The organism is Aliiglaciecola aliphaticivorans, from assembly GCF_054782055.1.
In genome coordinates, this window is sequence record NZ_BAAGTF010000015.1 from 14,607 (window position 1) to 31,204 (window position 16,598).

Consider the following 16,598-nt stretch of genomic DNA (forward strand, 5'->3'; position numbering starts at 1 on the left):
CCACATTTGATTTAAATAGAGATTTATTTTTTACCGGAATAAGTCTCTATTTTTCTTACCTGCTCAAGTAAATGACTATTTATCGGGGTTGGTATTGATAAAATCTTCCCCTGACTCACCACATATCCATTAATATTTTCAATTTCGGTTTTGCGGTTATGCAGCACGTCTTGGTGCATGGACGAATAATTAGCCGCGGTTTTGTCAATGATTGACATGCAATTGCTCAATAATTGTTGTTCAGTAACGGGCATTTCTAAGCGATTCATAAGAGTGCAAATTTCAGCGTTAATTGCCATGATGGTGTTGTGATATTGTGGCTGTGCTAAGGCTCCGTTAGGAATATTATAAATTGCGGTGAGCGGGTTTATCACCGCATTTACCGCTAACTTTCGCCACAATATTAGTGAAATATCGGAATGCCAAGTACAAGGAGGTAACAGCTTCTCAAATATACTTTGGAAGTAGGGGTTATCTATGCTGTTTCGCAGCCATCCCGCTTGCGTTGCCCCGATACCTGTTATATTTAATTTATTTGGCTGGGGTTTAAACCCACCATAACTAGTGGTGGCAACAATAATAGGGTTGCTGGGTAAAAGCTGCAGTATATGTTGCTGATCCACCATTCCATTGTGCAATAAAGCCACTGGAACCTCAGGGCTAAGTTTCGCTTTATATTGTTCAATAGCGGGAATGATTTGATAGGCCTTCAAAGGTAAAATAAACAGGCCATCATCTATTGAGTCAGTTTCTTGATGATAAACGGGGTGCAATGCAGTTGCTGTGCTAAATGACGGCTGGGAATGGTGAGATTGGGTCGTCTGCTCAATAGCACGACAGAGTAGTTCTGTAGGGGCCTGTGAGCGGGCAAGGATGCAATAATCAAGGTGCAATTTGTGACATTGCAATGCCAATAGGTTGCCGATTGCACCATTGCCTAAAATCGTCATCATGCCAATAATTTCCGTAAAACTCGATACACACGAACTACCAATTCAATAAGCAGGCAAGCAACGAAGATACCGATAAAATCAGCATAAAGATCTTCCCAGCTACCACTTCTATAGGAGAGCAAGTTTTGAATACATTCGCTTGCCACCGCAAATATGCTTAGTAAACACCCAATAAGCCACTGATTAAACCGTAAACTTGCAGTGATTGAGCAGGTTAATAGTAAAAAAATACTCGCGTGTTGTATCTTGTCATACCGAGTGTCAAGGGGGATGTATTCTACTGGGATCACAGCAGCGACAGAAAATATGAGAAAAATAATTAAGGCGAAAACTAAGCCCCACGGGTGCCGAATGTAGGTATGTATCATTTAGTCGACTTTTGGATGTGCAATTGTGGCCAATCTAATTCCCAAGGTGAAAGTAAGCTAGCTACTTTTGGATTAGCGGTTGAGAATGTAAAATGTTGACCAGAGTCAGGCAGGCAACTAATCTGAATTTGTTGCCCACAATCTTCAAATGTTAATCCGTATGCGTGCAGGTAGGTGCGGTCAGATGGAGTACCACTATAGCTGCTATCGCCCACAATTGGACTACTAAGACTTTTTAACATCACTCTAATTTGGTGGGTTTTGCCAGTGTGGGGTTTGATAACAAAAAGACGTTGTCCATCGCCTAATCCGGCACTAAAAAATTGTCCTATTGCAGGCTGATGACGTGAGGTTTTGAGTGCCCACTTACCATCCCGTACTTTATGCATATCACCGATGACTGCACCCTGTTTTTTCTTTGGCTTTTTGTCGCTGATAGCAAGATAATATTTTTGAATTTTACGCGCAGCAAAATATTGACTTAATCGACTTGCCGCCTCCGCATTTTTAGCTAGTATCAGCAAACCAGAGGTGACTTTATCTAAACGGTGAACTAACCAAAGCTTATCTAGTTGTAATTGTGTTTGAATTCGCGGCAAGATTCCTGATTGGGACTGTTCATTTTGAACGGCTACACCTTCAGGTTTATTTATAACAACAAAATCGCTATTTTCAAACACAATGGGGATAGGCTTCATCGCAACGCTGCCACCAATAAACTAACTGCTTCTATTGATAACATTAAGGGCTTCAGCATAATCTAAATCGTCAATGGCGTTGAGCAATTCTTGTTTATCTGTTTCGGTTATAGCGCAGTCATCAAGTAACGAATTGAGTTTATCTTGCGTGATGAATTCATTATTTTTCAACATCTCAATTAATAGGTCGCGGCTGCTTTTAGGCGCTGTGACAGAATCAGCTTCAGAGCTTTCGTCGGTCAGGCTATTAATTTTAGCTATGGTTTGATTAAGAGATGTCAGAAAGTTTGCTTCAGGCTCAACAATATCGGCTTGATTGATCACCGAACTTTCTAAATTTTTAGAAGACAGATGCAAAGCATTAAGCCCTAAATTGCCAGATACACCTTTAACTGTGTGGATCACTTCTTTATAAGCTTTGAAGTCCTGTGATTGTTTTAAATCCTTTAGCTCATGTTCTAAGTTTTCATATTGGGCATTAAATTTTGATAGTAACTTAATCAGTAATGATTGATTTCCACTTAGCTGCGAAACCGCAAAATCTAAATCAATAATTTGTTCTTCTGTATTCATTTCGTACTCACCAGACACAATTTCTAACAACATATTACTTTATTTGTGCCATCAAGGTAGACTTAATACACAAAGTTATTTAAAAAATCACGTATAGAATATTAATAAAAGGCAGTATTGTGAAGAGACTCGTTTTGATCTTGGGAAGTGCAGCGTTACTTCTCAGCGGATGTTCCACCGAAAACCACTCTAAACCACAGGTAGTAACCGATAATCTCCCCTCTGGCATTACACTCGTTGAGCAACACTCTGATAAGGCCAATGGTGATGTGTCCATTCCTTACAGCAAGTATCAGTTGGATAACGGTTTGACGGTAGTATTGCATGAAGATCACTCAGATCCATTGGTGCACGTAGATGTTACTTATCATGTTGGATCAGCCAGAGAAGAGGTCGGAAAATCTGGTTTCGCGCACTTTTTCGAACATATGATGTTCCAAGGCTCTAAAAACGTGGAAGATGATGAGCACTTTAAGATCATTACCGAAGCGGGGGGTACTATGAATGGTTCTACTAACAGTGATAGAACCAATTATTATGAAACTGTTCCTGCTAATCAGTTGGAAAAAGTACTTTGGTTAGAATCAGATCGTATGGGGTTCTTACTTGATACTGTGACCCAAGAGAAATTCGAAATTCAGCGCGAAACCGTTAAAAATGAGCGGGGACAAAGTTACGACAATCAACCCTATGGTTTGCGAAGTGAGCGCAACGGTGAATCTCTATATCCAGTTGGGCACCCTTATTCTTGGTCTACTATTGGTTACGTAGAAGATTTAGACCGGGTAACAGTAGATGATTTAAAAGCGTTTTTTAAGCGTTGGTATGGACCTAACAATGCGGTGCTTACCATTGGTGGCGACATAGATAAAAACAAAACCCTAGTCTGGGTTCAAAAGTACTTTGGCAGCATACCCAAAGGGCCTGCCGTTGAAGATCCGAAAAAACGAGCAGTATCATTAGAAAGGGATCGTTATGTCACTATTGAAGATCAGGTCTATTTGCCGCTTATCCAATTAACCTATCCAACCGTGTATGTTAGGCATCCTGACGAAGCGCCTTTGGATGTGCTTTCAGATATACTTGGCGGCGGTAAAACCTCGCTATTTTATAAAAATTTAGTGAAAGACAACCATGCTGTTCAAGCGATGGTTTCTCACCCGTGTCGAGAACTTTCTTGTGAGTTTCAGCTTATCGCCTTAGCAAACCCTGCTAAGTCGACGAAATTATCTGATTTACAACAACGTATCGAAGAATCTTTATTAGAGTTCGAAACCCGTGGCGTGAGCGAAGACGATTTAGCTAGAACGAAAGCGAGCATTGAATCATCAACCATTTTCGGATTACAAAGTGTTTCAGGTAAAGTTTCGACATTAGCGGCAAATGAAACCTTCGACTCTCAACCTGACTTAGTTCAATACGATCTTAATCGCTACAACAATGTAACAGCACAAGATGTCATGCGTGTTTATCGCAAATACATCAAGGGAAAAGCGAAAGTCGTTTTGAGTATAGTGCCTGCCGGACAAACCGAACTGGTTGCTAAGCCGCAGAATTTTGAACTTCCAAAACGGGAAATTACCACTAGCACTGTCGGTCACAAAGTTGAAGCGCCTGTGATTATTGATGATTTTGATCGGTCTATCATGCCAAAAGCCGGACCTAACCCAACAGTAAAAGTGCCAGAGTATCAGCGTACCCAGTTTGATAATGGTATTGAAATGCTCACACATAGCACGGATGAGACGCCCACAGTCACCTTATTGTTGAGTTTAGAAGGTGGCCCTTTGCTTGATCCAATTGAAAAGGCGGGTCTGGCTAGTTTTACAGCCGAAATGATGAACGAATCAACAACATCTATGACAAATGAACAAATGGCCAATGAGCTAGCGTTGTTAGGCAGTCAAATTAGTTTCAGTGCAGGAGGACGGTATACCCAAATTCGTGTGAATTCTTTAGTGCATAATTTGGACAAAACCTTAGAACTGCTGAAAACAAAACTGTTTAAACCAGCATTTTTGTCAGAAGATTTTAATCGTATTAAGCAAAATCTAGCCCAGCAACTACAACAACAATTAAAAAATCCGTCAGTGTTAGCTGCACGCGCCACAGATACTTTGTTGTATGGCCAAAGCAACCGAATAAGCCTACCTGACTCTGGCAATTTAAGTACGTTAGCTAATATTGAACTGGAAGATATTAAAGCGTTTTATCAACAGTATTATTCACCCGCCATGGCCAATTTAGTGATAGTGGGTGATATCGATCAAAAGCAAATTAATAAAGACATTCAGTTTCTAATTGATTGGCAAGGGGCGTCTTATCAAATCCCCCCATACCAGCCATTTCCTGAGCACCATGAGCCTAAAATCTACTTAGTGGATAAACCAGGCGCAGCACAATCTGTGGTACGGGTAGTTGAACTTGCATTACCTTATGATGCAAGCGGACAACAATTTAAAAGTAAGCTGATGAATTATCCGTTAGGGGGGATGTTTAATAGTCGCATTAATCTTAATTTGCGTGAAGATAAAGGTTACACCTATGGGGCATCGAGTCGCTTTGTGGGCGGTAAAACCCTTGGTCGTTTTCAAGCTTCTGCTGATGTTAAACAGGAAAATACCGGCGACAGTATCAAAGAGTTTTTAACCGAAATCCAACGCTTTAGTCAAAATGGGATGACGCAAAGTGAGTTGTTATCCATGCGCAGCGCTTATACTCAAGCAGATGCGTTGAGTTATGAAACGCCGTCAAGCAAAGCTAACTTTTTAAATCATTTACTCACTTATGATTTAGATAGAGAATATCGAGATATCCAAGCGGATGTGATTGAGAATATAACCTTGTCAGAGCTAAATGATATAGCCCGTGAATTACTTGATATTAAGCGTATGCAAGTGATTGTTGTGGGTGATGCAGACAAGATTAAACCGCAATTAACTGAATTAGGCCGTGAAGTAGTAGAAATAAATGTTTCTAAATAAAATTTGTTATTATTAACTTTCACCTTAAGATAGGAGGGGGATAGGTATTCATGGGGTATTTGGTGATTTTCCCTTGAAAACCAGATATTTTTCCCCACCTTTTAAAATTCGATTTTTCATTAGGAATGTATTTTGACGTCTAGTTCAATGTCTTTTACTGATCGGTTAGCGATCCTTCAACGCCCAGAAGTGCGTGCTACTTTGCCTCAAATTAAACACGGTGTAGAGCGCGAAACTCTAAGAATCAATGCCGATGGTGGTCTGGCGACAACTCCGCATAATGAAAAATTAGGGGCGGCGTTGACCCATGACTTTATTACTACAGACTTTTCTGAGTCGCTGTTGGAATTTATTACACCACCAGAGGCAGATCCCAATGTAACCATAGAACAACTTCGAGACGTGCATAAATATGTTATCGAAAACATTGGGGATGAACGTTTGTGGCCAATGAGTATGCCCTGTTTTATTAATGGCGAAGACAATATTCCCATTGCTGATTATGGCAGTTCTAACGTTGCAAAAATGAAGAGCCTCTATCGAGTGGGATTAAAAAATCGTTACGGCAGCATGATGCAAGCCATCGCTGGTGTGCATTTTAACTTTTCCTTATCAACAGAGTTTTGGCAACAATGGTTAGCTAATATTGATGGCGCTAAGGCCGACAAACACAGCATTTCAGATGCTTATTTTGCGATGATAAGAAATTATCGACGCTTTTGTTGGTTAATCCCATACTTATTTGGTGCATCACCGGCTATTTGCGGCTCTTTTATTCGTGGTAAAAAGACTAAGTTACCGTTTCAGCACTTAGGTAAAGGCACAATGTATTTACCCTATGCAACCTCTTTAAGAATGAGTGACTTAGGGTATACCAACTCGGAACAAGCGGGGTTGAATATTTGCTATAACCAGATGGACAGTTATATTTCATCGGTGCGTAAGGCCATCAATACGCCGTCGGAAAAGTACGCTGAGTTTGAAGTTAAAGAAGGTGAAGAATACCGTCAACTCAACAGCAATGTACTGCAAATTGAAAATGAGCTGTATTCGCCCATTCGCCCAAAACAACCCACAGAACCATTAGAAAAGCCCACAGATGCATTGGCGAAAAGGGGGGTTAACTACATTGAAGTTAGAGCTCTTGATGTCAATCCGTTTAGTGATATCGGTATATCGAAGGAGCAGTTTTATTTTCTGGATGTGTTCCTGACCTATTGTTTGATTGCTCCAAGCGACTTTATGACCCAGCAACAATACGCAGAAACGGAATCTAACCTTAAAGCTGTTGTGGTGAATGGTAGAGATCCAGAACTGAAATTAAGTGATGAACTCGAAGCCAAATCTATTCCGCAATGGACCGAGACATTGTTTGCGGAAATGGCACAGGTGGCTGCAGTGTTAGATGAGGCAAATGATAATTCGCTTTATTCTCAGGCCCTTGAGCAACAAAAACAAAAGGTGGCAGATCCGTCATTGACACCTTCTGCACAACTGTTGGAAAAGTTAATCTCTGAAAACAAAGACAATGGCGCTTTAGGGGTTGAACTAGCACAACAATATCGTGATGCTTTACTTAGTGCGGATTATAAAGTGTATTCAAAAACGTCTTTTGAGCAACAAGCTAAGGACTCTATTGAAATACAAAAACAGCGGGAACAGGAAGATACCTTGTCTTTTGAAGAGTTTTTAAAAGACTATTTTGCCGCCCCCCAAAGTAATTATTTAGCCAAATAGCGAGTGAATTTAAGGCAAAAAAATGCCTGACTCAAGGTCAGGCATTAAACTACTACCAGGGAAAACACACAAAAACTTAAACACACATAGGTATAGAGTCAGTAGTAATGAGAAAGTTCATAAAAAATCCTAGTTTTTTCGTAAAAACTTTCTTGGTTTCAGTACTATCCCTATTTTTCGTGGGCTGCAGCACCACTCCTCCCAAAAATATCAGTAATATTTGTAATATCTTCGAAGAAAAAAGTCATTGGTATGACGCGGCTAAAGACATGAATGAAAAGTGGGGAGTGCCAATACATGTCCCCATGTCGATGATGTATCAAGAAAGTTCCTTTCGGCATGATGCCTTACCTCCTAGAGATTATGTGTTTTTTGGACTTATTCCTTGGGGGAGAATCAGCAGTGCCTATGGGTATTCTCAAGCAAAAACGCCCACTTGGTCTGATTATATTAGAGAAACTAAAAATAGCGGAGCGGATCGAGATGATTTCGATGATGCCATTGATTTTATGGGATGGTTTATTTCAAAGACTTATAAAGTGAATGGCATTTCTAAATGGGATGCGTACGCCCAATACCTTAATTACCACGAAGGTTGGGGTGGTTATAAAAGGCGCACCTACAACAAAAAAGCCTGGTTAGTTAAAGTTGCGAAAAAGGTTAACGCCCGTTCACTGCGCTATGCTACTCAACTAAAAAAATGCGAAGCTGAATTAGACAAAAGCTGGTTCTGGAAGTTATTTGACTAATTGTAGCTACTCACATTGCTCAATCTGAATGTAGTTTGGCGGTGACACCCACGTTCTTTAAACCGATATCCAGGGTAGAGAACAACCTAGAGGCGGCATTGGCACTTTTATTGTCGTGAGTTCCTTGTAAAATTCCCTCATTTAATTTTGCCGTCGAATATTGGCTTTTGTGAGCAACATGAAGTGGTAAATAGCATAGGCCAAAATCTTTACCACAACGCTTATTAGACCATTTTTCTAAGATTGGTTTTAGGTGTTTCTCTGTACAGGTAGATTTTAAATCGCTGTGGATAACAATAAGATGGTAGTGACCTTTGATTGCTAAGGTCGCGCCAATTTGTTGGCAAACCGTTTCTATATTTTTGGCCACTGTCGATTCCTGAGCATCTACTTTGCCTATACAAACTAAGGTTACCTCTGTTTGTAAAATAGCATTATGCAAATCACTAGTTGCCACCAAATTGCGTTTACTTCGAGCGGATACTATTGCTTCTTCAAGTTCTGCGTCTTGAATGGGGGAGTGGTTTTGGTTAATTCCATTTACTTTACGAGAGTCCATATCTACGGCAATCACTTTATGCCCATTATTGGCAAAAGAAACGCTGAGTAAACTCCCCATCAAACCCAAACCTATTACACTGATACGCTCGTTTTGAGAACTGACGTCTGATGCACTCAGCGAAGTTGCTGGGTGTCTGTAATTGTAGATAGGTCGTGTTCTTACTTGACTTTGATGTGAGTGATACATGATAAATTACCTATTTAGTTCTTTAAAAATGTCTGTTAAGCATGGGAACTTTAGGTGTCGCATAATTCATTCCATTATTTAAATATTTAATTAAATCAAATGGTTATGATTTTTAAAGGCGGTTTTACACTTTGCTCTGTCACCTTTTGCAGACAGTTTTAAAATCTAGCCTAAAATATGTTCAATTTGTTGATCCAGATCAGTTCTCTTTTATGCCGCGAATTTATACTTACCCCATAAACTAATTCATCAATTTATATCTACATGAGGAAATCGACATGTTTGCATTATTATTAAAAGATCCGGTGGTTTGGGGTTCTCTACTAGGCTTGTCAGTAGTTGTGGGGATTTGCGCGTATTACACTTACTTGTTTTTACACAACACTAGTCACGACTTATAAAATCGGGTAGGTTGAAAACCCTTTGAGCAATCGGGATTTATTGAATCAAAAAAAATCAGTAAATGATTCTGGTTGCTCAATTAAGACCAGTAGAGCGCCTTTACCACCCCATTCTAATGGGGCTTGGTGAAAACCTTCGACATCAGGGTGTTGCACCAACCAATTGGGTACGGCGTTTTTTAACACGAGTGAACCCAGACCATGCACAATGCACACGCAGTGGGCATTCTGTTTCTTAGCCGCAACAATGAGTGCTGCTATTTCTAGCTTAGCATTTTCTTTGGTTAATCCATGTAAATCCAAAATCAGATCTGGGGGGTATTCACCTCGTCGGAGTCGCTTGACTTCATAACTAGGTTTTCCGGGTTTAATATATTTAAGGGGGCCTTGTTCAGAAAAATAGGCTTCAAAACCATCTGAAAAATGGAAGGATGCGGCTGCTTGTTTAGTTTCGAGGTTTTCTTGCTGTTTTTTATGCTGTAAATGCGAAATTTTCTTGCTGGAAGGCCGCGGAGGCGTTATTTTGTCCTGCTTAATTTGCGCAACATCCTTAAATTCACCTCGAAATAGTGAATGGTCGTCTGGCTCTGGGGGGTTAACTGGCGCAATCGATAACCTTTTAAACGGATTGTTAGGCTGCTTTTTCATATTTTGTTATGGTTTATGCGTAATTTGACAGGCAATTTTATCAGAAGCATAGCAAAATACTGACGGGCACTAAACACCTTAAATAAGACCATTTTATATGACATCAATTGACTCCATTGATTTGGAAAGTACCGCCACTGAACTCATTTCCATTTTGGATGTGGTGAGGTGGTCCATGAGCCAATTTAATCAAGCTGATTTATATTTTGGACATGGCACGGATAACGCTTGGAGCGAAGCGTTAACACTTGCTCTGCAAGTACTACATTTACCGCAAAATATGCCTGAAGATGATAGCCGAATGTTGTTACAGTCAAGGTTAACCACAGCCGAGAAAAGCCAAATTTTGGCCTTGGTAAAAAGGCGCATCACTGAAAAAGTGCCTGTAGCTTATTTGACCAATCAAGCTTGGTTTTGCGGATTGCCTTTTTATGTGGATGAGCGTGTGCTAGTACCTCGCTCTCCTTTTGCAGAATTGATTAACCAACATTTTTCGTCTTGGTTAAAAACAGAACCACAGCATATTCTCGATTTATGCACAGGTAGTGCTTGTATTGCTATTGCCTTGGCGTATGAGTTTGCAGAAGCTCAAATAGATGCCGTTGATATCAGTGATGATGCCCTACAAGTAGCTGATATCAATATTCAAGAGCATGCTATGAGTGAGCAGGTATTTCCCATCAAGTCAGATTTAATGAGTGCATTGCAAGGGCATAAATACGATTTAATTGTGTCGAACCCACCATACGTGGATGCTGAAGATATGGCTGACTTACCCGATGAATTTCAGCATGAGCCTGAACTCGGCTTGGCCGCGGGTGAAGATGGACTAGACTTGGTTGATCACATTCTGCGCCAAGCTGTAGAGCACTTAAATCCAGATGGCTGGTTGTTTGTAGAAGTGGGAAATAGTGAAGTGCACATGGATTATAAATATCCAGATTTAGAGATTGAATGGGTCGAATTTGAACACGGCGGAAGTGGTGTGTTTGCAATTAATCAAGCGACGCTTAAAGCATATTGGGCTACACATAGTTAACCTTAGGAACTGAAAAAGATATGGCTGGAAATACATTTGGTAAGCTGTTTACTGTGACTACTTTCGGCGAAAGTCATGGTATTGCCATTGGTGGAGTCGTTGACGGATGTCCACCTAATTTAGACATTAGCGAAGCAGATCTGCAAATTGATTTGAATCGTCGCAAGCCAGGGACATCTCGCTACACCACCGCTAGACGGGAAGGTGACGAAGTGCAAATTTTGTCGGGCGTGTTTGAAGGAAAAACCACAGGTACAAGTATTGGTTTGCTAATTAATAATACTAACCAACGCAGTCAAGATTATTCGAAAATCAAAGATACCTTCCGTCCTGGACATGCTGATTACACCTATCAGCAGAAATATGGTTTACGGGATTACCGCGGCGGTGGTCGTTCTTCTGCCCGTGAAACGGCTATTCGTGTGGCTGCTGGTGGTATTGCCAAGAAGTATTTAAAACAAGTGCACGGCATCGAAATACACGGCTATTTGTCACAACTAGGGCCAATAAAAATTGATAATGTTGACCAAAGTGTGACAAATACAAATGCGTTTTTCTGTCCCGATCCTAGCAAACTTGATGAGCTCGATGAATATATGCGAGATTTAATCAAACAGGGAGATTCAATCGGCGCTAAGGTATCCGTAGTTGCCAAAAATATGCCCGTTGGATTGGGCGAACCCATATTTGATCGTTTAGACGCGGATTTGGCTTCTGCGATGATGGGAATTAATGCGGTAAAAGGCGTTGAGGTAGGTGACGGCTTTGATGTTGTGGAACAAAAGGGCAGTGAACACCGCGATGAGATCACACCCGAGGGATTTAAAACCAATCGGGCTGGCGGTATTTTGGGGGGAATATCCTCGGGACAAGATTTGCTAGTGCACTTAGCTCTTAAACCCACTTCTAGTATTAGTGTTCCTGGTGACTCAGTGGATATTCACGGTGAAGCGGCTGAAATTATTACCCGTGGACGTCATGATCCATGTGTTGGGATCCGCGCCGTCCCCATTGCTGAAGCTATGATGGCGATTGTATTAATGGATCACCTGTTGCGGCATCGAGGTCAAAATGCAGATGTTACTTCAATCACACCTATTATTCCCGGGCAGGCGTAAAATCTTTGCTCGGCGCTAGCTCCGCGTCTGGGCAAGCACAGTCTAAAACGAATTTAATTTTGTTGGCTATCACCTATCTGCTCTACTTTGGGCAGTTAGGGGTGCTAGTGCCTTATTTAGGCGTTTTTTTGGATGGTAGGGGCTTCAGTTCACAACAGATTGGCGAGTTGTTTGCGCTCATCACCATAACTCGTATTCTAGGCCCAAACCTTTGGGCGTCTATGGCGGACAAGTCAGGTAAAGGCCTCGCTATATTAAGGTTAGGCTGCTTGCTGACTGTATCCACCTTTTGCTTGGTATTCTGGCTAGACGGTTTTTGGGGCTTAACCTTAGCCTTTGCTTTAATGATGATGTTTTGGACTGCGGTATTACCGCAACTGGAAGTATTAACTCTCAATTGTGTTGCCAGTGATCCTAGCCGCTACAGCCGCATTCGTTTATGGGGTAGTGTGGGGTTTATCATTCTAACCATCATTACCGGTAAAGCCATTGATATAAGCTCCTCCGACGCACCTATCTATGTCAGTTCTGCAGTATTATTCTGCTTGTTTATTGCCACTTTATTTATTTATGAAGGGCCTGGTAAGGTGATAAGTCAGACTGCAAATGGCAGCATTTGGCGTAAAGCTTGTGCCACTCCTTTTATATTGTTTATGTTCAGTGCCATATTCTTGCAAGTTAGCTTCGCGACTTATTATGGATTTTTTGCATTATATACACGAGATTTAGGCTACAGCGGCCAAACTACTGGCATTTTACTGGCTTTAGCGGTAGCCGCTGAAATAGTGATATTTCTGTTAGCGGGAAAATTGATTAAAGTTTTTGGACTGAAGTGGATTTTATTTATCAGTATTGGTCTTACCGCAATGCGCTGGTATGTGTTAGGTGTGGCTGCAGAATATTTGTGGATCTTGATTTTAAGCCAGATAATACATGCCTTTAGTTTTGGAATGCATCACGCTGCTTCAATCAAGTTTATTCATGATTATTTTGGACAGGCATACCAAAGTCGTGGACAGGCACTTTACATTAGTATCGCATTTGGACTAGGTGGCGCGATAGGCAATTATGTGTCGGGATACTTGTGGCAACAAGGGGCCGGTTCTTATCAAGCCTTCTTATTTTCTGCGCTAACAGCCTTACTCGCAGCTTTGGTTTTGTTGGGAATACCTGCAAAGAAAATGTCTTATTAATGTTGAATTCATTTCAGAGAAACAGCTTTAGGGAAAATACCTAAAACTAACTTGTCTACACAAATCTGCATTTTCCCCCTACTTGGGTATATACTCTGTTAACTAATTTGAAATCATTGATTTTTATAATCAAACCAGAGTGTGAAGTTTAATTATGCTTAGAAGTATCTGTTTAGGGTGTGGGTTTTTAGTTCTCAATGTGTTTGCTCAAGATGATAAAAACTTATCTAGTTTGTCTCGCTTCGACGTCAATCAAAACCTCCACGTTCAGTCTCAAATGGATATTCGCGATGTTAGAATTGGCGACAATGTTCTTGGTCAAACCCTTAATTTAATTAATCAAAATGGTGAAGTACAGTATATTTCTGGCGGCAATCGCAGTGAAAAAGTCGATATTGTTTTTAGACAACCTTATTTAGAATCTGAACTTCTGCAAAGCCTATCTCTACGTTTTGACAAAGATCTGGGGTTTATTCATCAGATTTCACTCACCTATCGTATCGCAAGCCGCTATCTTGATATTTTACCGGTTTATAATAAAACCGTAGAGCAGGCGATTGTTAAATACGGTGAGCCAATGAGCTTTAAGCAAGTTCAAGATATTGCGCAAGAAAACAGGGACGAGGTTAGACTGCGCGCATTTGTGGCTAAATTGACAAACCAAGGTGAAACTGGCGAATTGGTGAAAGCTTACTTTAATTACTTACAAGTTACCCCAAAGACCCATTTCGTGGAAACGGAAAAAGGGCACGCTCTCTTATTAACGGGGTTTAGACAGTGTTATTTTTGGTCCGTTAACGAGTTTACAGAGTTATTGAGTTTATGTTCTTTTCAGCCATCTAGTGGCAATATGAAAGGGCAGGGGATCACGCTAACGCTGCGAAATTTTGCTATTCAAAACCAAATAGAGCACTTTGAGTTACAAAAAGCGCAACCGGAAATAGACATTACCTTTTAGCTTTCTCTAAGAGTCATTTCTGTTCAAAAGAAGCCTGTCATTTTGCTGGTCTATTTTAAAATCGAATTGGCGCAGGATATTCATGCCAAGTAAACCATCTGCGTAGCTAAAATCTGGCATAGGCAATACCACTATGGCCACATTATCTAATCGAAAACCGGCAAAAAATACCTGCTTTAATTGATAGACTGGTGCGTCAAACAGTCCACCTGCGGTATTTATTTTATAAGTTCCTACATATTCCCAACTCGTACGTCTGGAAATTCTATCAAAGGCTTCTGAGGTCAGAACTGTGGTGGTTGCGCCAGTATCAAGCATCAACTCGTGAGTACTTCTGCCAATCATAATAGGGGTTGTGTAATGATCACCTAAAGCGCGCAGTTTTATATTGCGCTCATAATCATTAACAATAGGTTCGTTTTCTTGTAGGGGAGTTGAGGTTTTGATAGGGGATGTTTGTTGCGCCAAAATTTGTCTTATTCGCGCAGCATCAAGATCACCCTGTTGCAGGGATGCCAACACATTTTCCATTAAAAACTCTTGATTTTGATACGCATAGGCTTCGGCTAAAGCGACTATTATGGAGCGTCGAGTCGGATCAAATTGCCACAAAGGCTCAAGAAATGTAGCCAGTACATCCCAGGAACGAATTGCTTTGAGTTTGCTGATATTACTGCTGGTAAGCTCAGTGATCAGGGCTAGTACTTTCGCTTTTTCTTCCGTCTCTAAAGGAAAATCGAGTAGCCCATAGTAGTGTGCTAACACTTCATCAATGGGCGCAGTTTTAGCAATGAGTTGCCCTTCGAGTAGTAGGTAATCAATATTTTGAGGTTGATGACGTAAATAAGCTTGGATTGCCTCCTTTGCGTCTACTAGCTCACCGGCAGCCAGTTGTTGTTTTATCCAGTAAATGGCTTTTTGGTATTGACTGTTTTTATCTGAATTACTGGCGAGATTATGATTTTGCTGCTCCCCGGACTGCTGGTAAACCTCAGGTAAAGCATCAGCGGGCGAATTGATTTTGTTCTTTGAGTTTGGTGACTGAGTTTGTCTAGCAGCATTGACTTCGACTGTGGTATTAATGGATTTTAGTTGCCACCAAAAATATAGGTTTAAAGATAAAGAAATCCCTAAACATAACACCCAGAAAGGAACCCAAAATTTACTCATGATGTTGCGAACCTTAGCAATACTTATTCATTAGAAACACATACCTTGCCATAGGTTTCCCGAAACTCAACTGGCATACGTTTCGGTTTTCCTGACCCTAAGGCAATGCATACAAAGTCCGTTTGCGCTGTCAAAACAGTCATACCATCTGATTCACGAATAAACTGAAACTGACGAGATAACTTTAATCTGCCATCGCAGTGAGTCACCCAGGTTGCGCAAAGTAAATGATCACCTAGCAAGGCGGCAGCATGATATTCAATAACATGTTTGCTAATAGCCATGCCTCTATCTAATTGCTGATAGATACCTATATCCAGTCCTAGGGACATGGAATGTGACCAAGATACTCGTTCCAGCTGTGAAACATAAGCCACATTGTTAACATGGTTATAGTGGTCTATTTGCTCAGGTGCAATTGTCCACTTAATAATATGAGGATTAGGTAATCGCCAAGGAAGGTTTTGGTGATCTGTGGTTATTTCTTTCGCCACTTCTTGTTTCGCTGTTTCGTGGGCATCAATTTGGTTAATTATAGGTTCGTTTGACATGACTAGGCCTCAAATTCGGGGAGAGGATTGGGAACCTGTTGGGCAAAAAGCGCATTTTTTAGTGCCCGCTCTCGTGTGATTATAGGCTGGATAAACTCATCCACATTGCCGAGCTTTTTAAACGCTTTAAACCCCGATTCAAGAAATTGATGCAGACTTTCAACCCCAGCCATTTTAGCCGGCTTGCGCGACAACATTAATAAAGTTGAAATACCTTTAATTTTTACTACATCGGCCAAATCTACCCCCAACCTTTCTAATAAAACAATTTGCTCTTCTCGCTGTGCTTGATTATCAGATTTTACGTAAGCTAAGGCGTAGCTTTCTCGGTTCACAGGGGCGGCGTTTAAGTGCTCTGTTAATGCAATATCTAAGGCCAAAGAAAGACTATTTAAGCGTAGTGCAGCTTCTAACGACTCTAATGCTTGTTTGGGAATGATTTTGGCCATTTTTGGGACGACTCTGGCCAGTTCTTGATCCCGTTGACTGAAGTCCTTTGGGCCATATAACTCGTCAATGAAAAATCCCATTGCAGGCCGAAAACGTTTGTTTTGCCATAAGTCTTGATGGGTAGCCAGAAGGCGCTTAGTTTGCCAATGTTGTAAAGCTCGTAAGGGCTCCGTAAGCTGGGCTTCGAGAGTATGCTCATGCAGTTCGTTCGCATGATGAAGGTGTTGGATAATATTATCCAGAATTAAACTCATATCTTT

General features: G+C 40.9%; 17 protein-coding genes. 8 read left to right on the forward strand and 9 right to left on the reverse strand.

Annotation, left to right across the window (positions count from 1 at the left end):
* Positions 1-23: 23 nt before the first annotated feature.
* From ACYVIL_RS08325 to ACYVIL_RS08340, 4 genes are read right to left on the reverse strand one after another with little or no spacing between them, the layout of a single operon-like run.
* A complete protein-coding gene (locus tag ACYVIL_RS08325; RefSeq protein WP_460312166.1) occupies positions 24-953 on the reverse strand; it encodes a ketopantoate reductase family protein in 930 nt (309 codons plus the stop codon).
* Entirely contained in the window at positions 950-1,321 is a 372-nt protein-coding gene (locus tag ACYVIL_RS08330) for a VanZ family protein (protein WP_368411654.1), read from the reverse strand. The genes ACYVIL_RS08325 and ACYVIL_RS08330 overlap by 4 nt, the downstream gene beginning before the upstream one ends.
* Positions 1,318-2,019 carry a TIGR01621 family pseudouridine synthase gene (locus ACYVIL_RS08335; protein WP_460312167.1) on the reverse strand — a complete coding sequence of 234 codons (702 nt, stop codon included), beginning with the start codon at positions 2,017-2,019 and terminating at the stop codon, positions 1,318-1,320. Before ACYVIL_RS08335 ends, ACYVIL_RS08330 begins: the two co-directional genes overlap by 4 nt.
* A 21-nt stretch (positions 2,020-2,040) precedes the next feature.
* Complete coding sequence (locus tag ACYVIL_RS08340; RefSeq protein WP_460312168.1) at positions 2,041-2,625, reverse strand: Hpt domain-containing protein; 585 nt, start codon at positions 2,623-2,625, stop codon at positions 2,041-2,043.
* Between the two features lie 86 nt (positions 2,626-2,711).
* Here ACYVIL_RS08340 and ACYVIL_RS08345 point away from each other — a divergent pair, with 86 nt between their 5' ends.
* The 3 genes from ACYVIL_RS08345 (at position 2,712) to ACYVIL_RS08355 (ending at position 8,062) form a co-directional block, all read left to right on the forward strand.
* Positions 2,712-5,576, forward strand: coding sequence for an insulinase family protein (locus ACYVIL_RS08345; RefSeq protein WP_460312169.1), 2,865 nt, complete (start codon positions 2,712-2,714; stop codon positions 5,574-5,576).
* A 132-nt stretch (positions 5,577-5,708) separates the two neighbouring features.
* The gene (gene gshA, locus ACYVIL_RS08350; RefSeq protein WP_460312170.1) at positions 5,709-7,313 is read left to right on the forward strand and encodes a glutamate--cysteine ligase; all 1,605 of its coding nucleotides are present in this window, start codon (positions 5,709-5,711) and stop codon (positions 7,311-7,313) included.
* Between the two features lie 107 nt (positions 7,314-7,420).
* A complete protein-coding gene (locus ACYVIL_RS08355; protein ID WP_460312171.1) occupies positions 7,421-8,062 on the forward strand; it encodes a transglycosylase SLT domain-containing protein in 642 nt (213 codons plus the stop codon).
* A 19-nt stretch (positions 8,063-8,081) separates the two neighbouring features.
* On the opposite strand, the gene ACYVIL_RS08360 is transcribed toward ACYVIL_RS08355, so the two are convergent.
* The gene (locus ACYVIL_RS08360; protein ID WP_303476493.1) at positions 8,082-8,810 is read right to left on the reverse strand and encodes an NAD(P)-binding domain-containing protein; all 729 of its coding nucleotides are present in this window, start codon (positions 8,808-8,810) and stop codon (positions 8,082-8,084) included.
* Between the two features lie 278 nt (positions 8,811-9,088).
* Here ACYVIL_RS08360 and ACYVIL_RS08365 point away from each other — a divergent pair, with 278 nt between their 5' ends.
* Entirely contained in the window at positions 9,089-9,211 is a 123-nt protein-coding gene (locus tag ACYVIL_RS08365; protein ID WP_372545493.1) for a hypothetical protein, read from the forward strand.
* Between the two features lie 45 nt (positions 9,212-9,256).
* On the opposite strand, the gene smrB is transcribed toward ACYVIL_RS08365, so the two are convergent.
* A complete protein-coding gene (gene smrB, locus ACYVIL_RS08370; protein ID WP_303476490.1) occupies positions 9,257-9,859 on the reverse strand; it encodes an endonuclease SmrB in 603 nt (200 codons plus the stop codon).
* Positions 9,860-9,956: 97 nt separating this feature from the next.
* Between smrB and prmB the strand changes: the two genes are divergently transcribed.
* The 4 genes from prmB (at position 9,957) to ACYVIL_RS08390 (ending at position 14,167) form a co-directional block, all read left to right on the forward strand.
* Positions 9,957-10,898: a 50S ribosomal protein L3 N(5)-glutamine methyltransferase gene (gene prmB / locus ACYVIL_RS08375; protein WP_460312172.1), complete on the forward strand. Its 942-nt coding sequence runs from the start codon at positions 9,957-9,959 to the stop codon at positions 10,896-10,898.
* Between the two features lie 20 nt (positions 10,899-10,918).
* The gene (aroC, locus tag ACYVIL_RS08380) at positions 10,919-12,016 is read left to right on the forward strand and encodes a chorismate synthase (RefSeq protein ID WP_303476483.1); all 1,098 of its coding nucleotides are present in this window, start codon (positions 10,919-10,921) and stop codon (positions 12,014-12,016) included.
* Between the two features lie 59 nt (positions 12,017-12,075).
* A complete protein-coding gene (locus ACYVIL_RS08385) occupies positions 12,076-13,209 on the forward strand; it encodes an MFS transporter (protein ID WP_460312218.1) in 1,134 nt (377 codons plus the stop codon).
* Between the two features lie 154 nt (positions 13,210-13,363).
* Positions 13,364-14,167 (forward strand): hypothetical protein, encoded by an 804-nt coding sequence (locus ACYVIL_RS08390; RefSeq protein ID WP_303476481.1) that lies wholly within the window; start codon positions 13,364-13,366, stop codon positions 14,165-14,167.
* A gap of 6 nt (positions 14,168-14,173) precedes the next feature.
* Here the strand turns inward: ACYVIL_RS08390 and ACYVIL_RS08395 are convergent, their stop codons facing one another.
* From ACYVIL_RS08395 to ACYVIL_RS08405, 3 genes are read right to left on the reverse strand one after another with little or no spacing between them, the layout of a single operon-like run.
* Positions 14,174-15,337, reverse strand: a complete 1,164-nt coding sequence (locus ACYVIL_RS08395) for a retropepsin-like aspartic protease family protein (RefSeq protein ID WP_460312173.1) — start codon at positions 15,335-15,337, stop codon at positions 14,174-14,176.
* Positions 15,338-15,360: 23 nt separating this feature from the next.
* Positions 15,361-15,888: an acyl-CoA thioesterase gene (locus ACYVIL_RS08400; protein ID WP_460312174.1), complete on the reverse strand. Its 528-nt coding sequence runs from the start codon at positions 15,886-15,888 to the stop codon at positions 15,361-15,363.
* A 2-nt stretch (positions 15,889-15,890) separates the two neighbouring features.
* Positions 15,891-16,592: an FFLEELY motif protein gene (locus tag ACYVIL_RS08405; RefSeq protein WP_460312175.1), complete on the reverse strand. Its 702-nt coding sequence runs from the start codon at positions 16,590-16,592 to the stop codon at positions 15,891-15,893.
* Positions 16,593-16,598: the final 6 nt, after the last annotated feature.